This is a genomic window from Streptomyces sp. NPDC086147 (assembly GCF_040702165.1).
Taxonomy (GTDB): domain Bacteria; phylum Actinomycetota; class Actinomycetes; order Streptomycetales; family Streptomycetaceae; genus Streptomyces.
The window spans coordinates 1-17,146 of the sequence record NZ_JBFBJO010000030.1; the positions used below are offsets into that span (position 1 = coordinate 1).

At 74.1% G+C, this 17,146-nt stretch carries 19 protein-coding genes and 1 pseudogene; 15 read left to right on the forward strand and 5 right to left on the reverse strand.

Annotated features, from left to right (window positions below; genetic code table 11):
• Positions 1–201, reverse strand: a pseudogene (locus AB0398_RS32305) (RNA polymerase sigma factor SigF); the annotation flags it as partial.
• A gap of 237 nt (positions 202–438) precedes the next feature.
• Here AB0398_RS32305 and AB0398_RS32310 point away from each other — a divergent pair.
• A complete protein-coding gene (locus tag AB0398_RS32310; RefSeq protein WP_366379267.1) occupies positions 439–702 on the forward strand; it encodes a plasmid stabilization protein in 264 nt (87 codons plus the stop codon).
• A gap of 38 nt (positions 703–740) precedes the next feature.
• Here AB0398_RS32310 and AB0398_RS32315 read toward each other — a convergent pair whose 3' ends face one another.
• The 3 genes from AB0398_RS32315 to AB0398_RS32325 all read right to left on the reverse strand — a co-directional run bounded on the left by AB0398_RS32315 (position 741) and on the right by AB0398_RS32325 (position 2,935).
• Positions 741–896, reverse strand: a complete 156-nt coding sequence (locus AB0398_RS32315; RefSeq protein WP_062760470.1) for a hypothetical protein — start codon at positions 894–896, stop codon at positions 741–743.
• Positions 897–1,015: 119 nt separating this feature from the next.
• The gene (locus AB0398_RS32320) at positions 1,016–2,365 is read right to left on the reverse strand and encodes a carboxyl transferase domain-containing protein (RefSeq protein ID WP_366379229.1); all 1,350 of its coding nucleotides are present in this window, start codon (positions 2,363–2,365) and stop codon (positions 1,016–1,018) included.
• A 111-nt stretch (positions 2,366–2,476) separates the two neighbouring features.
• Complete coding sequence (locus AB0398_RS32325) at positions 2,477–2,935, reverse strand: cyclic nucleotide-binding domain-containing protein (RefSeq protein ID WP_062759927.1); 459 nt, start codon at positions 2,933–2,935, stop codon at positions 2,477–2,479.
• 263 nt (positions 2,936–3,198) lie between these two features.
• Between AB0398_RS32325 and AB0398_RS32330 the strand changes: the two genes are divergently transcribed.
• Genes AB0398_RS32330 through AB0398_RS32345 form a run of 4 tightly spaced genes read left to right on the forward strand, consistent with a single transcriptional unit; the run spans position 3,199 to position 6,457 of the window.
• Entirely contained in the window at positions 3,199–3,954 is a 756-nt protein-coding gene (locus AB0398_RS32330) for an amino acid ABC transporter ATP-binding protein (RefSeq protein WP_366379230.1), read from the forward strand.
• 49 nt (positions 3,955–4,003) lie between these two features.
• Positions 4,004–4,843, forward strand: coding sequence for a glutamate ABC transporter substrate-binding protein (locus AB0398_RS32335; RefSeq protein WP_366379231.1), 840 nt, complete (start codon positions 4,004–4,006; stop codon positions 4,841–4,843).
• A gap of 10 nt (positions 4,844–4,853) precedes the next feature.
• The gene (locus tag AB0398_RS32340) at positions 4,854–5,519 is read left to right on the forward strand and encodes an amino acid ABC transporter permease (RefSeq protein WP_366379232.1); all 666 of its coding nucleotides are present in this window, start codon (positions 4,854–4,856) and stop codon (positions 5,517–5,519) included.
• Positions 5,516–6,457, forward strand: coding sequence for an amino acid ABC transporter permease (locus AB0398_RS32345; RefSeq protein ID WP_366379233.1), 942 nt, complete (start codon positions 5,516–5,518; stop codon positions 6,455–6,457). The genes AB0398_RS32340 and AB0398_RS32345 overlap by 4 nt, the downstream gene beginning before the upstream one ends.
• Positions 6,458–6,474: 17 nt before the next feature.
• Here AB0398_RS32345 and AB0398_RS32350 read toward each other — a convergent pair whose 3' ends face one another.
• Entirely contained in the window at positions 6,475–6,843 is a 369-nt protein-coding gene (locus tag AB0398_RS32350) for a hypothetical protein (RefSeq protein ID WP_366379234.1), read from the reverse strand.
• Positions 6,844–6,979: 136 nt separating this feature from the next.
• On the opposite strand from AB0398_RS32350, the gene sigJ reads away from it, so the two are divergent.
• The 10 genes from sigJ (at position 6,980) to AB0398_RS32400 (ending at position 17,141) form a co-directional block, all read left to right on the forward strand.
• The gene (gene sigJ, locus AB0398_RS32355) at positions 6,980–7,918 is read left to right on the forward strand and encodes an RNA polymerase sigma factor SigJ (protein WP_366379235.1); all 939 of its coding nucleotides are present in this window, start codon (positions 6,980–6,982) and stop codon (positions 7,916–7,918) included.
• Positions 7,919–7,977: 59 nt separating this feature from the next.
• On the forward strand, positions 7,978–10,071 hold the full coding sequence (locus AB0398_RS32360) for an NB-ARC domain-containing protein (protein WP_366379236.1): 2,094 nt from the start codon (positions 7,978–7,980) through the stop codon (positions 10,069–10,071).
• A 248-nt stretch (positions 10,072–10,319) separates the two neighbouring features.
• Positions 10,320–11,150, forward strand: coding sequence for an ammonia-dependent NAD(+) synthetase (gene nadE, locus AB0398_RS32365; protein ID WP_366379237.1), 831 nt, complete (start codon positions 10,320–10,322; stop codon positions 11,148–11,150).
• An 88-nt stretch (positions 11,151–11,238) separates the two neighbouring features.
• A complete protein-coding gene (locus AB0398_RS32370; protein ID WP_366379238.1) occupies positions 11,239–11,625 on the forward strand; it encodes a VOC family protein in 387 nt (128 codons plus the stop codon).
• Positions 11,626–11,719: 94 nt separating this feature from the next.
• Complete coding sequence (locus tag AB0398_RS32375; RefSeq protein WP_366379239.1) at positions 11,720–12,400, forward strand: ABC transporter permease; 681 nt, start codon at positions 11,720–11,722, stop codon at positions 12,398–12,400.
• Complete coding sequence (locus tag AB0398_RS32380) at positions 12,397–13,074, forward strand: ABC transporter permease subunit (protein WP_366379240.1); 678 nt, start codon at positions 12,397–12,399, stop codon at positions 13,072–13,074. Before AB0398_RS32375 ends, AB0398_RS32380 begins: the two co-directional genes overlap by 4 nt.
• The gene (locus AB0398_RS32385; RefSeq protein WP_366379241.1) at positions 13,071–14,018 is read left to right on the forward strand and encodes an ABC transporter substrate-binding protein; all 948 of its coding nucleotides are present in this window, start codon (positions 13,071–13,073) and stop codon (positions 14,016–14,018) included. The genes AB0398_RS32380 and AB0398_RS32385 overlap by 4 nt, the downstream gene beginning before the upstream one ends.
• A 176-nt stretch (positions 14,019–14,194) precedes the next feature.
• The gene (locus tag AB0398_RS32390) at positions 14,195–15,277 is read left to right on the forward strand and encodes a glycoside hydrolase family 5 protein (RefSeq protein WP_366379242.1); all 1,083 of its coding nucleotides are present in this window, start codon (positions 14,195–14,197) and stop codon (positions 15,275–15,277) included.
• 182 nt (positions 15,278–15,459) lie between these two features.
• Entirely contained in the window at positions 15,460–16,392 is a 933-nt protein-coding gene (locus AB0398_RS32395; RefSeq protein WP_366379243.1) for an SIS domain-containing protein, read from the forward strand.
• Positions 16,389–17,141, forward strand: a complete 753-nt coding sequence (locus AB0398_RS32400; protein WP_366379244.1) for a PIG-L deacetylase family protein — start codon at positions 16,389–16,391, stop codon at positions 17,139–17,141. The genes AB0398_RS32395 and AB0398_RS32400 overlap by 4 nt, the downstream gene beginning before the upstream one ends.
• The last annotated feature ends 5 nt before the right edge of the window (positions 17,142–17,146 follow it).

Here is a 17,146-nt window from a genome sequence, read left to right on the forward strand (position 1 = left end):
TTCGGGGGTGCCTTCGTCGAGTTGGGTCAGGCGGGTGAGCAGGGCGGCGGAGAGGGGTTGGGCGTCGTCGGTGGAGACGGTGGTGGGGCGGGTCAATTCGGGTAGTCCGTCCAGGGCCGCCCGGCGCATCGAGGCCCCCGGATTCCCGGCGACCTCGGGACCGTGGCCGAGGGGGACGGATCGGACGCGGGGGGTGGACATGTGGCTCCTCCGACGGTGCTCGGGACCTGCCCCGACCCCGTGAAGAGGGCGACGGCGCGGGTCCGCCGGTCAAACGTCTTGAACCAGAATGCCCCGTATCCGGGGGTTTGGCATGATTTCCCGGGGAGGCCGTCCGGGAGGGGAGACGGACCCGTCTCCGAGCGAGAGGAGCGAACGATGCCGCGCGGATCGAGCCCCGAGCGGGAGTGACAGTACGAGCACGTCAAGGGCAGCGGCCTGGACCGCGGCGAGAGCGAGAAGCGCGCCGAGGAGATCGCCGCGCGCACGGTCGACAAGGAGCGGGCCCGCAGCGGCGAGTCCAGGACGGCGAGCAGGAGCTCGACGCAGGACATGTCCTCGTCCCGCCGCGGCGGCAAGCGCTCCCACAGCGGCGCGCAGGGACCGACGTACGACCAGCTCTACGCCGAGGTCAAGCGCCGCGACGTCCACGGTCGCTCCTCGATGGACAAGGCGGAGCTGAAGAAGGCCCTGGGTGAGTGACGCCCCCGGCGGTTCCGCTCACCGGGGTCGCCAGGGGCTCACCAGCGGTACCAGCGGCCGCTTCCGCTCCGCATGAAGAAGCCCAGTACCCAGAGCACGAGCAGGGCGATGGCGATGTACCAGAGCACGTCGACCGCGAAGCCCGCGCCGAACAGGACCAGGATCACCAGGAGGACGAGGAGAAGGGGGACCATGACGTCACCTCCGTCGTTCACGGTGGCGTCCGGCGCTCGTCCGCCCGGACAGCCGCTGTTCCGCCCCTGCCCGTTTCCCTCGCCGCCATGCGTCGCCGCGCGTTCCTCCGACCGTGTTCCTACGACCCGGGCCGGGGCTCCACCACGCCCCGGGCGATCCCGAGGTCGACGAGGTCGCGCGGACGCAATCGCAGCTCGTCGGCCGTCGCGCCGGCCTCTCCGGGCGCGCGCTTGAGGATGGCCGCGGCCGCCTCGGGCGCGATGACGGAGAAGTACGCGTCCGGGGTGACCCAGGTGTTCCCCGGGGCGGCGAGCGCGAGCGCCCCGCCCGAGCCGCCCTCCCCGACGAGCAGCGAGGTCAGCGGGGTCCGCGCGCCCGCGACGGCGGCGAACAGGTCCGCGATCGCGCTGCCCGCGCCCGAACGCTCCGCCTCCGCGTCGTTGGCGGCCCCCGGGGTGTCGATCAGGGTGAGCACCGGGACGCCGAGGCGGCCGGCGAGGCGCACCAGCCGGGCGGCGGTGCGGAAGCCGGCCGGGCGGGTCGCGGTGCCGCACTGCGCCGCGTAGGCGACGGTGCGCCCGTCGGAGAGCCGCCCGAAGCCGCACCGCACGCCCGGATCGACACCGCCGCAGCGGTCGCCGGAGATCTCCGCGCGGAGGGTGAAATGGGCGTCGAGGTACGCGCCGGCCCGGGGCCGGTCGGGGTGCCGGGCCCGCGCCACGGCCTCCCGGCCGCTCGCCGCGGGCGCCGCGCCGGGGTCGCCGAGCGCGTACGGCGGCGGGACCGGGCCCTCGGCCGGACGGGTGAGCAGGGACAGCCAGCGCCCGAGGACGCCGCGCAGCGCCTCCGGCGCCACGATCGCGTCGACGTGCCCGTGCGCGAGCTGCGCCTCGGCGGTGTACGCGGCGGGGTCCGCGTCCGGCGGCCGCACCCGGGAACCGGCGAAGGCGACCTGCGCGCCCGGCAGGGCCAGGACGACGTCGGAACCCGCGCCGAGCGTGGCCCAGCCGCCCCCGGTCGTCGGATCCCGCAGGACCGCGATCTGCGGCAGTCCGGCGGCCCGGGTCAGCTCCGACTCGCGGGCCAGGTGCTGGAGCTGGAGCAGGGCCCGCATGCCCTCGTGCATCCGGCTGCCGCCGGTGGCCGGCAGGACCACCACGGGCAGCCGCCGCTCCCGGGCCAGGGCGTGGGCCGCGACGGCCCGCGCCCCCGTCCGCTCCCCGAGGGAACCGCCGAGGAACCGGAACTCGAAGGAGATCAGCACCGCCTCCACACCGCCCACCGTGCCCGTCCCGCAGACCACCGACTCGGTCTCGCCGGTCCGGGCGGCGGCGCGGGCGTGCGCGGCGGAGTAGCCGGGCCAGCCGATCGGCCCGTCACCGGTCAAGGGGCCTTCGTCGAAGGGCAGTTCGGTGAACTCGTCGGCCACCAGGGCGAGCGCCCCGCGTGCCGTCGTCGGGTCGGTCATGCGGGCCTCACAGCCGGTCGCGGGTACGGGGACGCGTACGGGTGGATCAGCGGTGCGCCCCACCGTACCGCCCGGTCCGGCAGCGCCCCGGGGCGGCCCAGGGGACCGGCCTCAGGCCATGATCCCGCTGCCGTGCGGGGCGTACAGGTCCAGGAGCCGGACCCGGGTCACCTGGAGGCGGTGCGCCAGGATCGAGCCCAGCCAGAACAGGACCGAGGCGCCGAACTCCGGATCGGAGCGGCACATCGACCGGACGGCCGGCGCGTTGAACTCGTACGCCCGCACCGGTGTCATCGCCTCGGCCCCCGACTGGCACAGGTACGGCGGGAACATCCAGGAGAGGCCGACCAGCTCGCCGTGGTGCAGGGTCTCGATCACGGGCGACCCGCGCCCCGGCACCCGCGCGTCGAGCGTCACCGCACCCGTCTTCACGATCCAGAAGCGATCGGCGTGCTGCTGTTCCTCGAAGAGGCGGTGGCCGGACTCGAAGTACACGTCCTCGGCGAAGGCCATCAGGCGCTCCCGGTGCTCCGGGGGCAACGTGCTGACCTTGGGCGTGGCACTGCTCATGGCGGACCCTCCTCGCACACTCGGCTCGCACCCCCCAGTGTCGGCCAAGGAGCCGCCGCGCGCGCAGGCTCGGACCGCCGGTCACGCCCCGGCGAGCGCCTCCTCACCCTCCGTGAGCCCCCGCCCGGCGCGGACGGGTCCGGCGTGCGCGGGTCCGGCGGAGGGCGGAGCATGAACGTGAGGAGGGAGCCCCCGAGCGGGGGTGGTGCGACCCGGAACGGGGGGCGTGACCCGAAGCGGGGGGCGTGACCCAGGAGGGTGCCATGCCCGTCCCGGACGGCGGCGACGCGCTCGTGGTGCTGCGCGGGGTCGACAAGCACTTCGGCACCCTGCACGTCCTGCGCTCCATCGACCTCACGGTCCACCGGGGCGAGGTCGTCGTGGTCGTCGGCCCCTCCGGCTCCGGGAAGTCGACGCTGTGCCGGGCGATCAACCGCCTGGAGACCGTCGACGCGGGCGAGATCGTCGTCGACGGACGGCCCCTGCCGACCGAGGGGCGCGAACTGGCGGCCCTCAGGGCCGACGTCGGCATGGTCTTCCAGTCCTTCAACCTCTTCGCGCACAAGACCGTCCTCGGCAACGTCACCCTGGGGCAGATCAAGGTCCGCAAGAAGGACCGGAAGGAGGCCGAGGAACGGGCCCGCGCCCTCCTCGACCGGGTCGGGGTCGCCTCGCAGGCGGACAAGTACCCGGCGCAGCTCTCCGGGGGCCAGCAGCAGCGCGTGGCCATCGCCCGCGCCCTCGCCATGGATCCGAAGGTGATGCTCTTCGACGAGCCGACCTCCGCGCTCGACCCCGAGATGATCAACGAGGTCCTGGAGGTCATGCGGCAACTGGCCCGGGACGGCATGACGATGGTGGTCGTCACCCACGAGATGGGTTTCGCCCGCTCCGCCGCCCACCGGGTCGTCTTCATGGACGACGGGAGCATCGTCGAGGCGACGACCCCGGACGAGTTCTTCAACGCCCCGCGCAGCGAGCGCGCCAAGGACTTCCTCTCCAAGATCCTCCACCACTGAGCAAGCACCGGGCCGAGGCCCGGCCGAAAGACCCCCTGGGGTGATCCTCATGAACCCGCTCAGGACCGGCAGGTCCCTCACGGCCGCCGCCGCGGCCGTCGTCCTCTCCCTCACCTCCGCCGGATTCGCGAACGCCGCCGTCCCCCGCGACCACGGGGAGGACGAGATCACCGTCGGCATCAAGTTCGACCAGCCCGGCATCGGCCTGAAGACCCCCGACGGCACGTACACCGGCTTCGACGTCGACGTGGCGACCTACGTCGCGAGGGAACTCGGCCACGACCCGTCGGCCATCGTGTGGAAGGAGGCCAAGAGCGCCGACCGCGAGACGCTGCTCCAGCGCGGCGACGTGGACTTCATCGCGGCCTCGTACTCGATCAACGACGAACGGGCGCAGAAGGTCGACTTCGCCGGCCCCTACCTCCTCGCCCACCAGGACGTCCTGATCCGCGCCGACGACGACTCGATCAAGCAGCCGTCCGACCTCAACGACAAGAAGCTCTGCTCGGTCACCGGCTCCACCTCCGCGCAGAACGTCAAGACGAAGCTCGCCCCCGACGCCCAGCTCCAGGAGTACGGCGGCTACTCCGAGTGCCTGACCGGCCTGGAGAACGGCGTCATCGACGCCGTCACCACCGACGACTCGATCCTCGCCGGGTACGCCTCGCAGAGCGAGTTCAAGGACAAGTTCAAGCTCGGCGGCTTCAAGATGAGCAACGAGAACTACGGCATCGGCGTCCAGAAGGGCAGCGACCTCAAGGAGAAGATCAACACGGCCCTGGAGAAGATGGTCGCCGACGGCTCCTGGGACGCGGCGGTCGAGAAGAACTTCGGCCCGGCCGGCTACCGGAACGAACCCGCCCCGAAGATCGGCGTCGTCGTGAAGTGAGCGGGCCGCCGTGTTCGACTTCCTCCAGGGGTACGACCTGCTCGGAGCCTTCTGGGTGACGGTGCGGCTCACCGTCTACTCCGCGATCGGCTCCCTGGTCTGGGGGACGCTGCTGGCCGCCATGCGGGTCGGCCCCGTCCCCCTCATGCGGGGCTTCGGCACCGTCTACGTCAACGTCGTCCGCAACATCCCGCTCACCGTCATCATCGTCTTCACCTCGCTCGGCCTCTTCCAGACCCTCGGGGTCGACATGGGCGCCGAACGGTTCACCACCATCAACTTCCGCCTCGCCGTCCTCGGACTCACCGTCTACACCAGCGCGTTCGTCTGTGAGGCGCTCCGCTCCGGCATCAACACCGTGCCCCTCGGACAGGTCGAGGCCGCCCGCGCCATCGGCCTGAACTTCCCCCAGGTCCTGCGCATCATCGTGCTCCCGCAGGCCTTCCGCTCCGTCGTCGGCCCGCTCGCCAACGTCCTCATCGCCCTCACCAAGAACACCACCGTGGCCGCCGCCATCGGCGTCGCCGAAGCGGCCCTGCTGATGCGGGAGATGATCGAGAACGAGGCCCAGCTCATCCTGATCTCGGCGATCTTCGCCGTCGGCTTCCTCTGCCTCACCCTGCCCACCGGCCTGTTCCTCGGCTGGGTGGCCAAGAAGGTGGCGGTGAAGCGATGAGGGGCCGGAGCGGGCGGGGACGGCCGCGGAAGGACAGCCCCACCGTCCTCTACGACGTCCCCGGGCCGCGCGCCCGCCGCCGCAACCTCCTGTGGACCCTGCTCTTCCTGGCCGCGCTCGCCGCCGTGGTGTGGTGGGTGGTCGCGGGCCTCGCCGACAAGAACCAGCTCGCCTGGTCCAAGTGGGCGCCCTTCTTCACGGACGCCCGCGTCTGGGAGACGTACGTCCTGCCCGCCCTGAAGAACACCGTGATCGCCGCCGCGCTCTCCATGGCGATCGCTCTGCCCCTCGGCGCCCTCCTCGGCGTCCTCCGCCTCTCCGACCACCGCGCCGTGCGCGGCGCGGCCGGCACCGTCGTCGAGTTCTTCCGGGCGATCCCCGTCCTCATCCTGATGCTCTTCGCGGACGCCGCCTACTCCGAGTTCACCGGCGTCAGCCCGGACACCCGGCCCCTCTACGCCGTCGTCACCGGGCTCGTCCTCTACAACGCCTCGGTCCTCGCGGAGGTCGTCCGCGCCGGCATCCTCTCCCTCCCCGCCGGCCAGACCGACGCGGCCGAGGCCATCGGCATGCGCAAGGGCCAGACCATGGCGTACGTCCTCCTGCCGCAGTCGGTCACCGCCATGCTGCCCGCCCTGGTCAGCCAGCTCGTCGTCATCGTCAAGGACACCGCGCTCGGCGGCGCGATGCTCGGCTTCTCCGAACTCCTCGCCTCGGTCCGCCCGATGAGCGCCAACTACGGGGCCAACACGATCGCCTGCTTCACCGTCGTCGCCGTGATCTTCGTGATCCTCAACTTCGCGCTCACCACCTTCGCCTCCCGGCTCGAAGGACGCCTGCGGCGCGGCAAGAGGTCCTCGGGCGCGGTCGTCGGCGCGGACGCGGTGGAGGAACTGGCCGTGCCGGGCGAGCACGGGGACCGCCCGGGGAAACCCTGAAGCGGCGGGGCGGGCCCTCAGCGGCGGGCCAGCGCCAGCACGCTCAGACCGAACATCAGGACGCCCAGCGGGACGTGGACCGCCGGGACGTGCGCGATGCCCACCACCACCTGGACCGAGGCGAGGACGAGGAAGCCCGACGCGTGCCACACGGGCCGGAGCGGGCCGCCGCCCGGCTTCCACGCCAGCACCGCCGCGAGGACGTACAGCATCGACGCCCCGTACATCACCCGGGCCCCGACGTCGTGCAGCGACCCTCCGTACGACGAGGTCAGCAGCAGCCCGGCGGAGACCGCCTGGAGGAAGAGCGTCAGGGTCTGCAGGAGGATCGCGGTCCTCAGGAAGGAGAAGCCGCGCTCCGCGTGCGCCGTCACCTGGGTGGCCATGTCACAGTCCCCTTTTCCGCCCCGGGCTTCCCGCCCCCGGGCAGTGGATCGATAAGGTCTCACCCGTTCGACGACGCGGGCCCGCGAAAGGTAAGGCGGGGGCCGCGCAGGTACGGCGGAGGGGGGCGGCCGGGGCATGGGGACGGTCGGGACCGGCGCGGACGGCACGGCCGGTGAGCGAGGACGGCTGATCAACGTCGCCTACCGGCTGCTCGGTTCGGTGACCGAGGCCGAGGACGCCGTACAGGACGCCTACGCGCGCTGGTACGGGCTGCCCCGGAGCCGCCGGGAGGAGATCCTGTCCCCGGGGGCCTGGCTGACGACGGTGACCGGCCGCATCTGCCTGGACCTGCTCGGCTCGGCACGGGCCCGCCGCGAACGCTACGTCGGCGCCTGGCTGCCCGAGCCGCTGCCCGACCGCGCCGAGTGGGACCGCGCGGGCTCCTCCGCCGGCTCCGGGGACCCCGCCGACCGGATCGTCCTGGACGAGTCGGTGGCGATGGCCTTCCTCGTCGTCCTGGAGTCGATGACGCCCGCCGAGCGGGTGGCGTTCGTCCTGCACGACGTCTTCCGTTACCCGTTCGCCGAGATCGCGGGCGTCCTCGGCCGGACCCCCGCCGCCTGCAAGCAACTGGCGTCCTCCGCCCGGCGGCGGGTGGACACCGCGCCCGGCCCGGCACCGGCGACCGGCCGGGCCGACGTGGTCGGGCACGTCAAGGAGGCGTGGGAGACCAAGGACATCGCCGCCCTGGTCGGCCTCCTCGACCCGGCCGCCGTGATGACCGCCGACGGCGGCGGCATGGTCGGCACCGTCCTGCGCCCGGTCGAGGGCGGTGCGCGCATCGCCCGGTACATGGTCGCCCTCGCCGACAGGGCGCCGGGCCTCGAACTCCTGGAGCGGTCGGTCAACGGCGTGCCCGGCCTGGTGGCCCGGAAGGACGGCGCCGTCGTGACCGTGGCCGCGTTCGACGTCGCCGACGGGCGCGTCGCCAGGATCTGGGTGGTCCGCAACCCGGAGAAGCTGCGGCCGTGGTCGCGGGCCCGCGAAAGATCGCGGACGCGCGACGGATCGTAGGTGCGTAACGAAGCGCCCGGAGGCACCCGTTCGGGGGACAGATGAGGGACACTGCTTCCGTGCGTGGACATCTGCCGGACGAGAACCCCGGTTTCGTGGGACGCCGCACGGAACTGGAGCGCGTCTCCGCCGCGTTGGCGGAGCACCGTCTCGTCACCGTGACCGGCGTCGGGGGAGTCGGGAAGACCCGGCTCGCGCTGCGCGCCGCACACCGGGCCGCCGAGGGGTACCCGGACGGGGCCTGGTGGACCGACCTCGGCCAGCTCGACGGCGAGCGGCTGCTCGTCGCGCTCGTCGCCGACTCCGTGGACCTCGCCGACCACACCCCCGGCATGGCCGCCACCGGCCTCTGCCGCCGCCTCGCCGACGACCGGCTGCTGCTCGTCCTGGACTCCTGCGAGCACCTGGCCGAACCCTGCGCCCGGCTCGTCGCCGAACTCCTCGCCGCCGCCCCCGGCCTCACCGTCCTCGCCACCAGCCGCCGGCCCCTCGGCGTCGCGGGCGAGGAGACGATCGCCCTCGACCCGCTGCCGCCCGCCGGACCGGACGCCCTGGCCCTGCTCCGCCGCGCCGCCGGGGAGGACTTCCCCGCCGCCGGACCCGCCGGCGAGATCTGCGTACGCCTGGAGGGCATCCCGCTCGCCCTCGAACTCGCCGCCGCCCAGATCCGCCTCCAGGGCGCCGAAGCCGTGCGCGACCAGCTCGGCTCCCGCCTCGACGCCGCGCCCGGCGCCCGCTTCGACCTGCTCGCCCACACCGAGCGCGTCTGGCCCGGCCGCCACCAGACCCTGCGCGCCGCCATCGGCTGGAGCCACGAGCTGAGCACCCCGCTCGAACGCCTCCTCTGGGCCCGCCTCTCCGTCTTCCGCGGCCCCTTCGACCTCGCGTCCGCGACCGCCGTGTGCGGCGGCGGCCCGCTGGACCGCGCGACCCTGCCGGAGGCGCTCGACGGCCTCGTCCGCTCCTCCGTGGTCCGCCCGCCCGACGCCGCAGGGCGCCACCGGATGCTCGACACGATCCGCGAGTACGGGGCGACCTGGCTGGAGCGCACCGGCGGGGCCGGAGCCGTCGCCGACCGGCACGCCGCCCACTTCCGGGGCCTGGCCCGCCGGGCCGAGACCGAGTGGCACGGCGCCCGCCAGCTCCGCTGGTACCGCACCGTCGACGCCCACCACACCGATCTGCGCACCGCCCTGGACCGGCTCCTGCGCACCGACCCCGACGCCGCCCTCGACCTCGTCGGCTCCGTCGCCTTCGCCTGGTCCTGCCGCGGCCGCCTCCGCGAGGCCCGCGACGGCCTCGAACAGGCCCTGCTCCTCAGTGAGGCCCGCGGCCGCGTCCGCGCCCGCGCCCTGTGGGCCCTCGGCGTCACCCTCGTCCTTCAGGGCGAGTTCGGCCCCGCCCAGGACGTCAGCGAGCGCTGCGCCCGCGAGGCCCGGCACGCCGAATACGCCGGCGACGCCGTGAGCACGGAGCACGGCGGGGCCGCCGGCCGCGACCGGCCCGGCGACCTCACCCTCGACGCCGCCGCCCTCGCCGGCCTCCTCGCCCTCACCACCGGCCGCCCGACGGCCGCCCACGTCGTCGTGGGCCACGTCCTCGACGCCGCCCGCGGCGGACCGGCCGACTCCGCCGCCCGGCTCCGCTGCCACCTCGTGCGGGTCTTCGCCCTCACCGGTCTGGGCCGGCTCGCGGAGGCCCGGGAGGGGGCGCTCCGGCTGCGCGCCCTGTGCGAGGAGCTCGACGAGCACTGGACCCGCACCGCCCTGGAGTACCAGCTCGCCCTCACCGGCCTCCTGGAGGGCGACCCGGCCGCCGCCTCCGGCCACGCCCGCGCCATGCTCGAAGGCACCCGCCGCCTGGGCGCGAGCCTCGGCGTCGCCCTCGGCCTCGACGTCCTGGCCACCGCCCTCGCGGCGGCCGGCGAGGGCGAGCGCGCCGCGGACGTCTCCGGCACCGGCGAGGCGTACTGGCGCTCCACCGGCCAGCCCCGGCGCGGCCTGCCCGGCCTGCGGGCCCTGCACGAGAAGTACACGGACACGGTCCGCGCCTCGATCGGCGAGCCCGCCTACGAGGAGATCTTCGTCCGTGCCCTCACCGGCCTCCCGCAGGACGGCCTCGACCGCGCCCTGCGCGGCCCCGGGCCCGCCTGACACGTTTCGGGCCCGGCGCACCCGGACATCCGCGCCACGGGACCGGCGGGCGGCACCGACCGCCGTCGCCGTCCCCCGCGCGTACCGCCCGACCTGCCGGAACGCACCGACACGGGCCGGGGAGGCACGGGGCGACGGCACGGCGCTCCGGTGCGTAGAGTCGGCCCCTGTACGAGCGGTGCGGGCCGGACGCGCGGACGCGTGTCACGGCCCGTACGAGCGAACGACCCACGACGAGGAGACCCCCCGTGACCGACCCGGCGTCCACCGCCCTCCAGCAGCAGATCGCCCGGGACCTCCAGGTGTCCGGCACCTTCGACCCGGCGGCGGAGATCGAGCGCCGGGTGGCCTTCCTCGCGGAGCGCCTCACCTCCACCGGACTGCGCGCGCTCGTGCTCGGCATCAGCGGCGGCGTCGACTCCACCACCGCCGGCCGGCTCTGCCAGCTCGCCGTGGAGCGCGCCCGCGCCGCCGGCCACGACGCCGTCTTCTACGCGATGCGCCTGCCCTACGGCGTCCAGGCCGACGAGAAGGACGCGCAGACCGCCCTCGACTTCATCCGCCCCGACAAGGTCCTCACCGTGGACGTGAAGGCGGCAAGCGACGCGGCCCTGGAGGCCTGCCTCGCCGCCGACGTGGCCTTCCGCGACCCGCACCACCAGGACTTCGTGCAGGGCAACATCAAGGCCCGCCAGCGGATGATCGCCCAGTACGCGGTCGCCGGCGCCCACGACGGCCTGGTCGTCGGCACCGACCACGCGGCCGAGGCCGTCTCCGGCTTCTTCACCAAGTTCGGCGACGGCGCCGCCGACGTCGTCCCGCTGACCGGTCTGACCAAGCGGCGCGTCCGCGCGGTCGCCGCCGAGCTGGGCGCCCCCGACAACCTGGTGCGGAAGGTTCCCACCGCCGACCTGGAGACCCTCGACCCGGGCAAGCCCGACGAGGACGCGCTCGGCGTCACGTACGACGAGATCGACGACTTCCTGGAGGGGAAGCCGGTCTCCCGGGAGGCCTTCGACGCGATCGTCCGCCGCTACGAGCTCACCGAGCACAAGCGGCAGCTGCCGATCGCGCCCTGAGCCGAGCGGCGGATCTCCCGCCGTCGGCGGATCCTGGAAGGGGGCCTCGCCGGAGGCCCCCGGAACGGACTCCGGAAGGGAGTGCGCCATGTTCGGCGAGACCCCGGCGTTCAGCGGCTTCTCGGTCGACGACATCGACGCCGCCCGGCGGTTCTACGGCGAGACCCTCGGCCTGAAGGTGGAGGAGTCGGGACCCGAGGGCATGGAGATGCTCCTCCTCGTCCTGGCGGGCGGCGCGCAGGTCCTCGTGTATCCCAAGGACGACCACGCCCCCGCCTCCTTCACGATCCTCAACTTCCAGGTCGACGACATCGAGCGGACCGTCGACGAGCTGGTGGGACGCGGTGTGACCCTGGAGCGCTACCCCGGCTTCGACGCCGACGACAGGGGCATCGTGCGGGGCCCCGACGGACCGGCCGTCGCCTGGTTCACGGATCCGGCGGGCAACGTCCTGTCCGTGCTCCAGGAGGCCTGAGCACCCGGCGGCGGGCCCGTCCGCGGAGCTTCCCGCACCCCCGGACGGGCCCGGTCGGAGTGCGGAGGAGGCCCGTACCGCCTCGAATGGGAGCGTGACCGCGCCGCCCGACGACTGCCTCGCCCGCAACGAGTGGATCTGCGGCGCCTATCTCTCCACCCGGAGGGAGATCCTCGCCGACGCCGTCGTCCAGCACCTCCAGCTCACCGGCGCCTCCGTCGCCCTCGCCCTCCTGATCGCCCTGCCCCTGGCCATCGCCGCCCGCCGCCTGCGCTGGGTCGCGGCCCCCGTCCTCGGGATCACCACGCTCCTCTACACGATCCCCGCGCTCGCGATGTTCTCGCTGCTCCTGCCCCTGTACGGGCTCTCCGCCGCCCTCGTCGTGGCCGGTCTCGTCCTGTACTCGCTCACCCTCCTCGTCCGGAACCTCCTCGCCGGCTTCCGGGCCGTCCCCGAGGAGACCCGGCAGGCCGCGCGCGGCCTCGGCCACGGGCCGCTCCGGCTCCTCCTCGCCGTCGAACTGCCCCTCGCCCTGCCCGCCGCCATGGCCGGGCTGCGCCTCGCCGCCGTCTCCGCCGTCTCCCTCGTCACCATCGGCGCGATCGTCGGCCACGGCGGCCTCGGCAACCTCATCTACTCCGGGATGAACACCTACTTCAAGGCCCAGGTCCTGACCGCCTCCGTCCTCTGCGTCGTCATCGCCGTCGCCGCCGACCTGCTCCTCCTCGGCGTCCAGCGGCTGCTCACCCCCTGGACCCGGGCGCGGTCCGCGTGAACACCGTCTCCGCCGCCTGGTCCTGGCTCACCACCGCCGCCCACTGGTCCGGCGAGAACGGCGTCTGGCACCGGCTCGGCGAGCACGTCCTCCTCACCGCCGTCTGCCTCGCCCTGAGCTGCGCGATCGCCCTGCCGACCGCCCTGGTCCTCGGCCACCTCGGCAGGGGCGGCGGGCTCGCCGTGAACCTCGCCAACGCCGGCCGGGCCGTCCCCACCTTCGCCGTCCTCGTCCTGCTCCTGCTCGGCCCGCTCGGCCCGTACGGGGAGTGGCCGACGATCATCGCCCTCGTCCTGTTCGCCGTGCCCCCGCTGCTCACCAACGCGTACGTCGGGATGCGGGGCGTCGACCCCGACGTCGTACGGGCCGCCCGGGGCACGGGCATGACGGGCGGCCAGGTCCTCGCCCGGATCGAGCTGCCCCTCGCGCTGCCGATGGTCCTCACCGGGGTGCGGATCGCCGCCGTCCAGCTCGTCGCCACCGCCACCGTGGCCGCGCTCGCGGGCGGCGGCGGGCTCGGCCGGATCATCACCGCCGGCTTCAACCTCGCCTCCACGCCGCAGGTCGTCGCCGGGGCCTTCCTCGTCGCGGCGCTCGCCCTCCTGGTGGAGGGGGCCTTCGAGGGAATCCGGCGCCTGACCCCCGCCGGGACCCGGGGGAGCGGCGGCGCATGAGGGCGTCCCGTCCGCTCGCCCTCTGCCTCCTGGCGGCGATCTGCGGAGGCTGCTCCACGGGCCCGTCCCTGGAGGACCGGGGGGCCGTCACCGGACGGCCCGGCGACGGGCGCCGGCTGACCGTCGGCTCGGCCGGGTTCACCGAGAGCGACCTGCTCGCCCAGATGTACGCCCTGCTGCTCCAGGACGCCGGACACTCCACGAAGATCCTCTCCGTCACCAACCGCGAGCTGTACGAACCGGCCCTGGAGAACGGGCAGATCGACGTCGTGCCGGAGTACGCGGCCACCTTCGCCGACTGGCTGAACGCCAAGGTCAACGGGCCGGACGCGCCGACCGTCGGCTCGCCCGACCCGGCCGCCACCATGAAGGCCCTCCGGGCCCTCGCCGGGCCGCGCGGCCTGACCGTCCTGGACCCCGGCCGGGCCGCCGACCAGAACGCCTTCGCCGTCACCGCCGCCTTCGCCGCCGAGCACGGCCTGAAGACCCTCGGCGACCTCGGCGCCAGCGGCCTCCCCGTCCGGCTCGCGGCCGGGGACGAATGCGTCCGGCGGCCGTACTGCGCCCCCGGCCTGAAGGAGGTCTACGGCATCGACGTGACCGCCGTCGACCCGAAGGGCGTCGGGACGACGCAGGCGAAGCAGGCCGTCCGGAGCGGCCGGGACCAGATGCTCCTCACCACGACCACCGACGCCACCCTCGACGACTTCGGGCTCGTCCTGCTCGCCGACGACAAGCACCTCCAGAACGCCGACCTCGTCGTGCCCGTGGTCAACCGGGAGCGGGCCGGGAGCGAGGACGTCGTCCGCGCGCTCGACCGGCTCAACACCGTCCTGACCACCGCCGACCTGGCGAACCTCAACGAACAGGTGGACAGCTGGCGCCGCCTTCCGGAGGACGTGGCGCGGAACTACCTCGCGCGCAAGGGCCTCTTGGCGGGCTGACGCCACGACGGATCCCGGCCGTCCGCCTTTCGGCCCGCCGGACGCCGTCCGCCGTCACGACCCTTGCGGGGCGGTCCGAGCCCCTGCTATCCATTGGTTAGGAAGGTTTCCTTCCAGTCCCGGAGGTGTCAGCCCTCCGGCGTCCAGACCCCGTTCGTCGTTCCGTGGAGACCCCCATGACTTCCGCACGAACCGTACGACCCCGCGCGCGTCGCCTCGGCGTCGCCGGCACCGCCCTCGGCGCCCTCCTCCTCGGCCTCGCCGCCGCCCCGCCGGCCGTGAACGCCGCCCCCGCCGCGCCGTCCGAGGCGGCCGCCACCACCCCGGCCGCGATCAACGGACAGCTCAAGGTCTGCGGCACCAAGCTCTGCAACCGGTACGGCAAGCCGATCCAGCTCCGGGGCATGTCCTCGCACGGCACCCAGTGGTACAGCCAGTGTCTGACGGGCGGTTCGCTCGACGCCCTCGCCAAGGACTGGAAGGCCGACGTCCTGCGCGTCTCCACGTACGTCCAGGAGGACGGCTACGAGACCGACCCGCGCAAGTACACCGACCTCGCCCACGCGCTCATCGAGCAGGCCACCGCGCGCGGCATGTACGTGATCGTCGACTGGCACATGCTCGACCCGGGCGACCCCCACCACAACCTCTCCCGCGCCAAGACCTTCTTCACCGAGATCGCCCAGCGCCACGGGAGCAAGACCAACCTGCTGTACGAGATCGCCAACGAGCCCAGCGGCGTGTCCTGGTCCAGGATCAAGAGCTACGCCGAGCAGCTCATCCCCGTCGTCCGGGCCAAGGACCCCGAGACCCCGGTCCTCGTCGGCACGCGCGCGTGGTCCTCGTTCGGCGTCTCGGAGGGCGCGACCGAGTCCGAGGTCGTCTCCAGCCCGGTGAACGCGGCCAACATCATGTACACCTTCCACTTCTACGCGTACTCGCACCGGGACGAGTACCTGAAGACCCTCGCCCGAGCCGCCGACAGGCTGCCCGTCTTCGTCACCGAGTTCGGCACCCAGAACTACGCGGGCGAGGGGGCCGACGACTTCGCCATGACGCAGAAGTACCTGGACCTGATGGCCTCCAAGAAGATCAGCTGGGTCAACTGGAACTTCTCCGACGACGGGCGCAGCGGCGCGGTCTTCAAGACCGGCACCTGCGACAAGGGCGGCCCCTGGACCGGCACCGGGTCCCTCAAGCCCGCCGGCGTCTGGGTCCGGGACCGCATCAGGACGGCGGACGACTTCCCCACCTCCTGACCCGCCCGGCCCGGGACCGCCGCGCCCCCGCCGTGTGATCCACCGTCCCGGCGGGGGCGTCCGCGCCGACGGCGCGCAAAAGTCCAAGCGCCGGGCCCCTCCCGCACATGGCGCGGCCCCGGCGGGCGCCGGTAGAACTCGCGGCGGGGCCCGGAGGGCCCCCGTGAGGAGAGGACCCGGACATGAGCACCCACGTCGGCGCGGAGATCGCCGGACAGCCCGACTGCTGGCGCCGCGCCGCCGAGGACGCGGAGCGGCACGCCGGGCTGCTGCCGGCCCGCGGCGAGCGCGTCGCGGTCGTCGGCTGCGGCACCTCGTACTTCATGGCCCGCGCCTACGCGGCCCTGCGCGAATCCCTCGGCGCGGGCGAGACCGACGCCTTCCCCGCCTCCGACGGGACCCCGCTCGGGCGCGGCTACGACCGGATCGTGGCCCTCACCCGCTCCGGCACCACCACGGAGGTCGTGGACCTGCTCGCCCGCGCCGCCGGACGTGTTCCCGCGCTCGTGCTCACCGGGGCGCCCGACAGCCCCGCCGGGCGGCTCGCCGACCGGGTCCTCGACCTCGGCTTCGCCGACGAACGCTCCGTCCTCCAGACCCGGTTCGCCACCACCGCCCTCCAACTCCTGCGCGCCGGACTCGGCGTGGACCTCGGACCGGCGATCGCCGACGCCGAACTCGTCCTGTACGAGCGGCTGCCCGCCGCCTGGGAGCGGCGCGGCCAGTTCACCTTCCTCGGCACCGGCTGGACGGTCGGGCTCGCCGACGACGCCGCCCTCAAACTGCGCGAGGCGGCCCGCGCCTGGACGGAGTCGTACGCGGCGATGGAGTACCGCCACGGCCCGATCAGCATCAGCGACCGCTCCAGCCTCGTCTGGTGCCTCGGCCCCGCCCCCTCGGGCCTGCGCGACGAAGTGGAGTCCACCGGCGCCCTGTTCGCCGCCGACGCCATCGACCCGGTCGCCGCCCTCGTCCGCGCCCAGCGGCTCGCGGTCGCCCTCGCCGACCGGCGCGGGCTCAACCCCGACCGGCCCCGGCACGTCTCGCGGTCGGTGATCCTCGCCGGGGCGTTCCGCCCCACGGGCCCGGAGGCGGCCCGTATCCTGCGTCCATGATCGAGAACGGCCTCCCCGACCTCACCGAGATGCCCGGCGACTGGCGGCGCGCGCTCGCCGTCGTCGCCCACCCCGACGACCTGGAGTACGGCTGCGCGGCCGCCGTCACCGGCTGGACCGACGCCGGGAAGGAGGTCGTCTACGTCCTCGCCACCCGGGGCGAGGCCGGCATCGACGCCCTCGCCCCGGACGTCTGCGGCCCGCTGCGCGAGCGGGAGCAGCGGGACAGCGCCGCCGTCGTCGGCGTGGACACCGTGGAGTTCCTCGACCACCGGGACGGCGTGGTCGAGTACGGCACCGGGCTGCGCCGCGACATCGCGGCCGCGATCCGCCGCCACCGCCCCGAACTCGTCGTCACCCTCAACCACCGCGACACCTGGGGCGGCGGCCCCGGCGCCCCCTGGAACACCCCCGACCACCTGGCCGTCGGCCGCGCCACCCTGGACGCGGCGGCCGACGCCGGGAACCGCTGGATCTTCCCCGAGCTGACGGAAGAGGGCCTGGAGCCGTGGGACGGCGTCCGCTGGGTCGCCGTCGCCGCGTCCGGCACCCCGACCCACGCCGTCGACGCGGGCCCCGGCCTGGAGCGCGCGGTCCGCTCGCTCCTCTGCCACCGCACCTACATCGAGGCCCTGACGGACCAGGACCCGGAGGAGTACGTCCGGTCCTTCCTCGCCGGGACGACGGGGCAGGCGGCCGACCGCTTCGGCGGCCGGCCGGCCGTCGCCTTCGAGCTGTTCCCGCGCTGACCGGA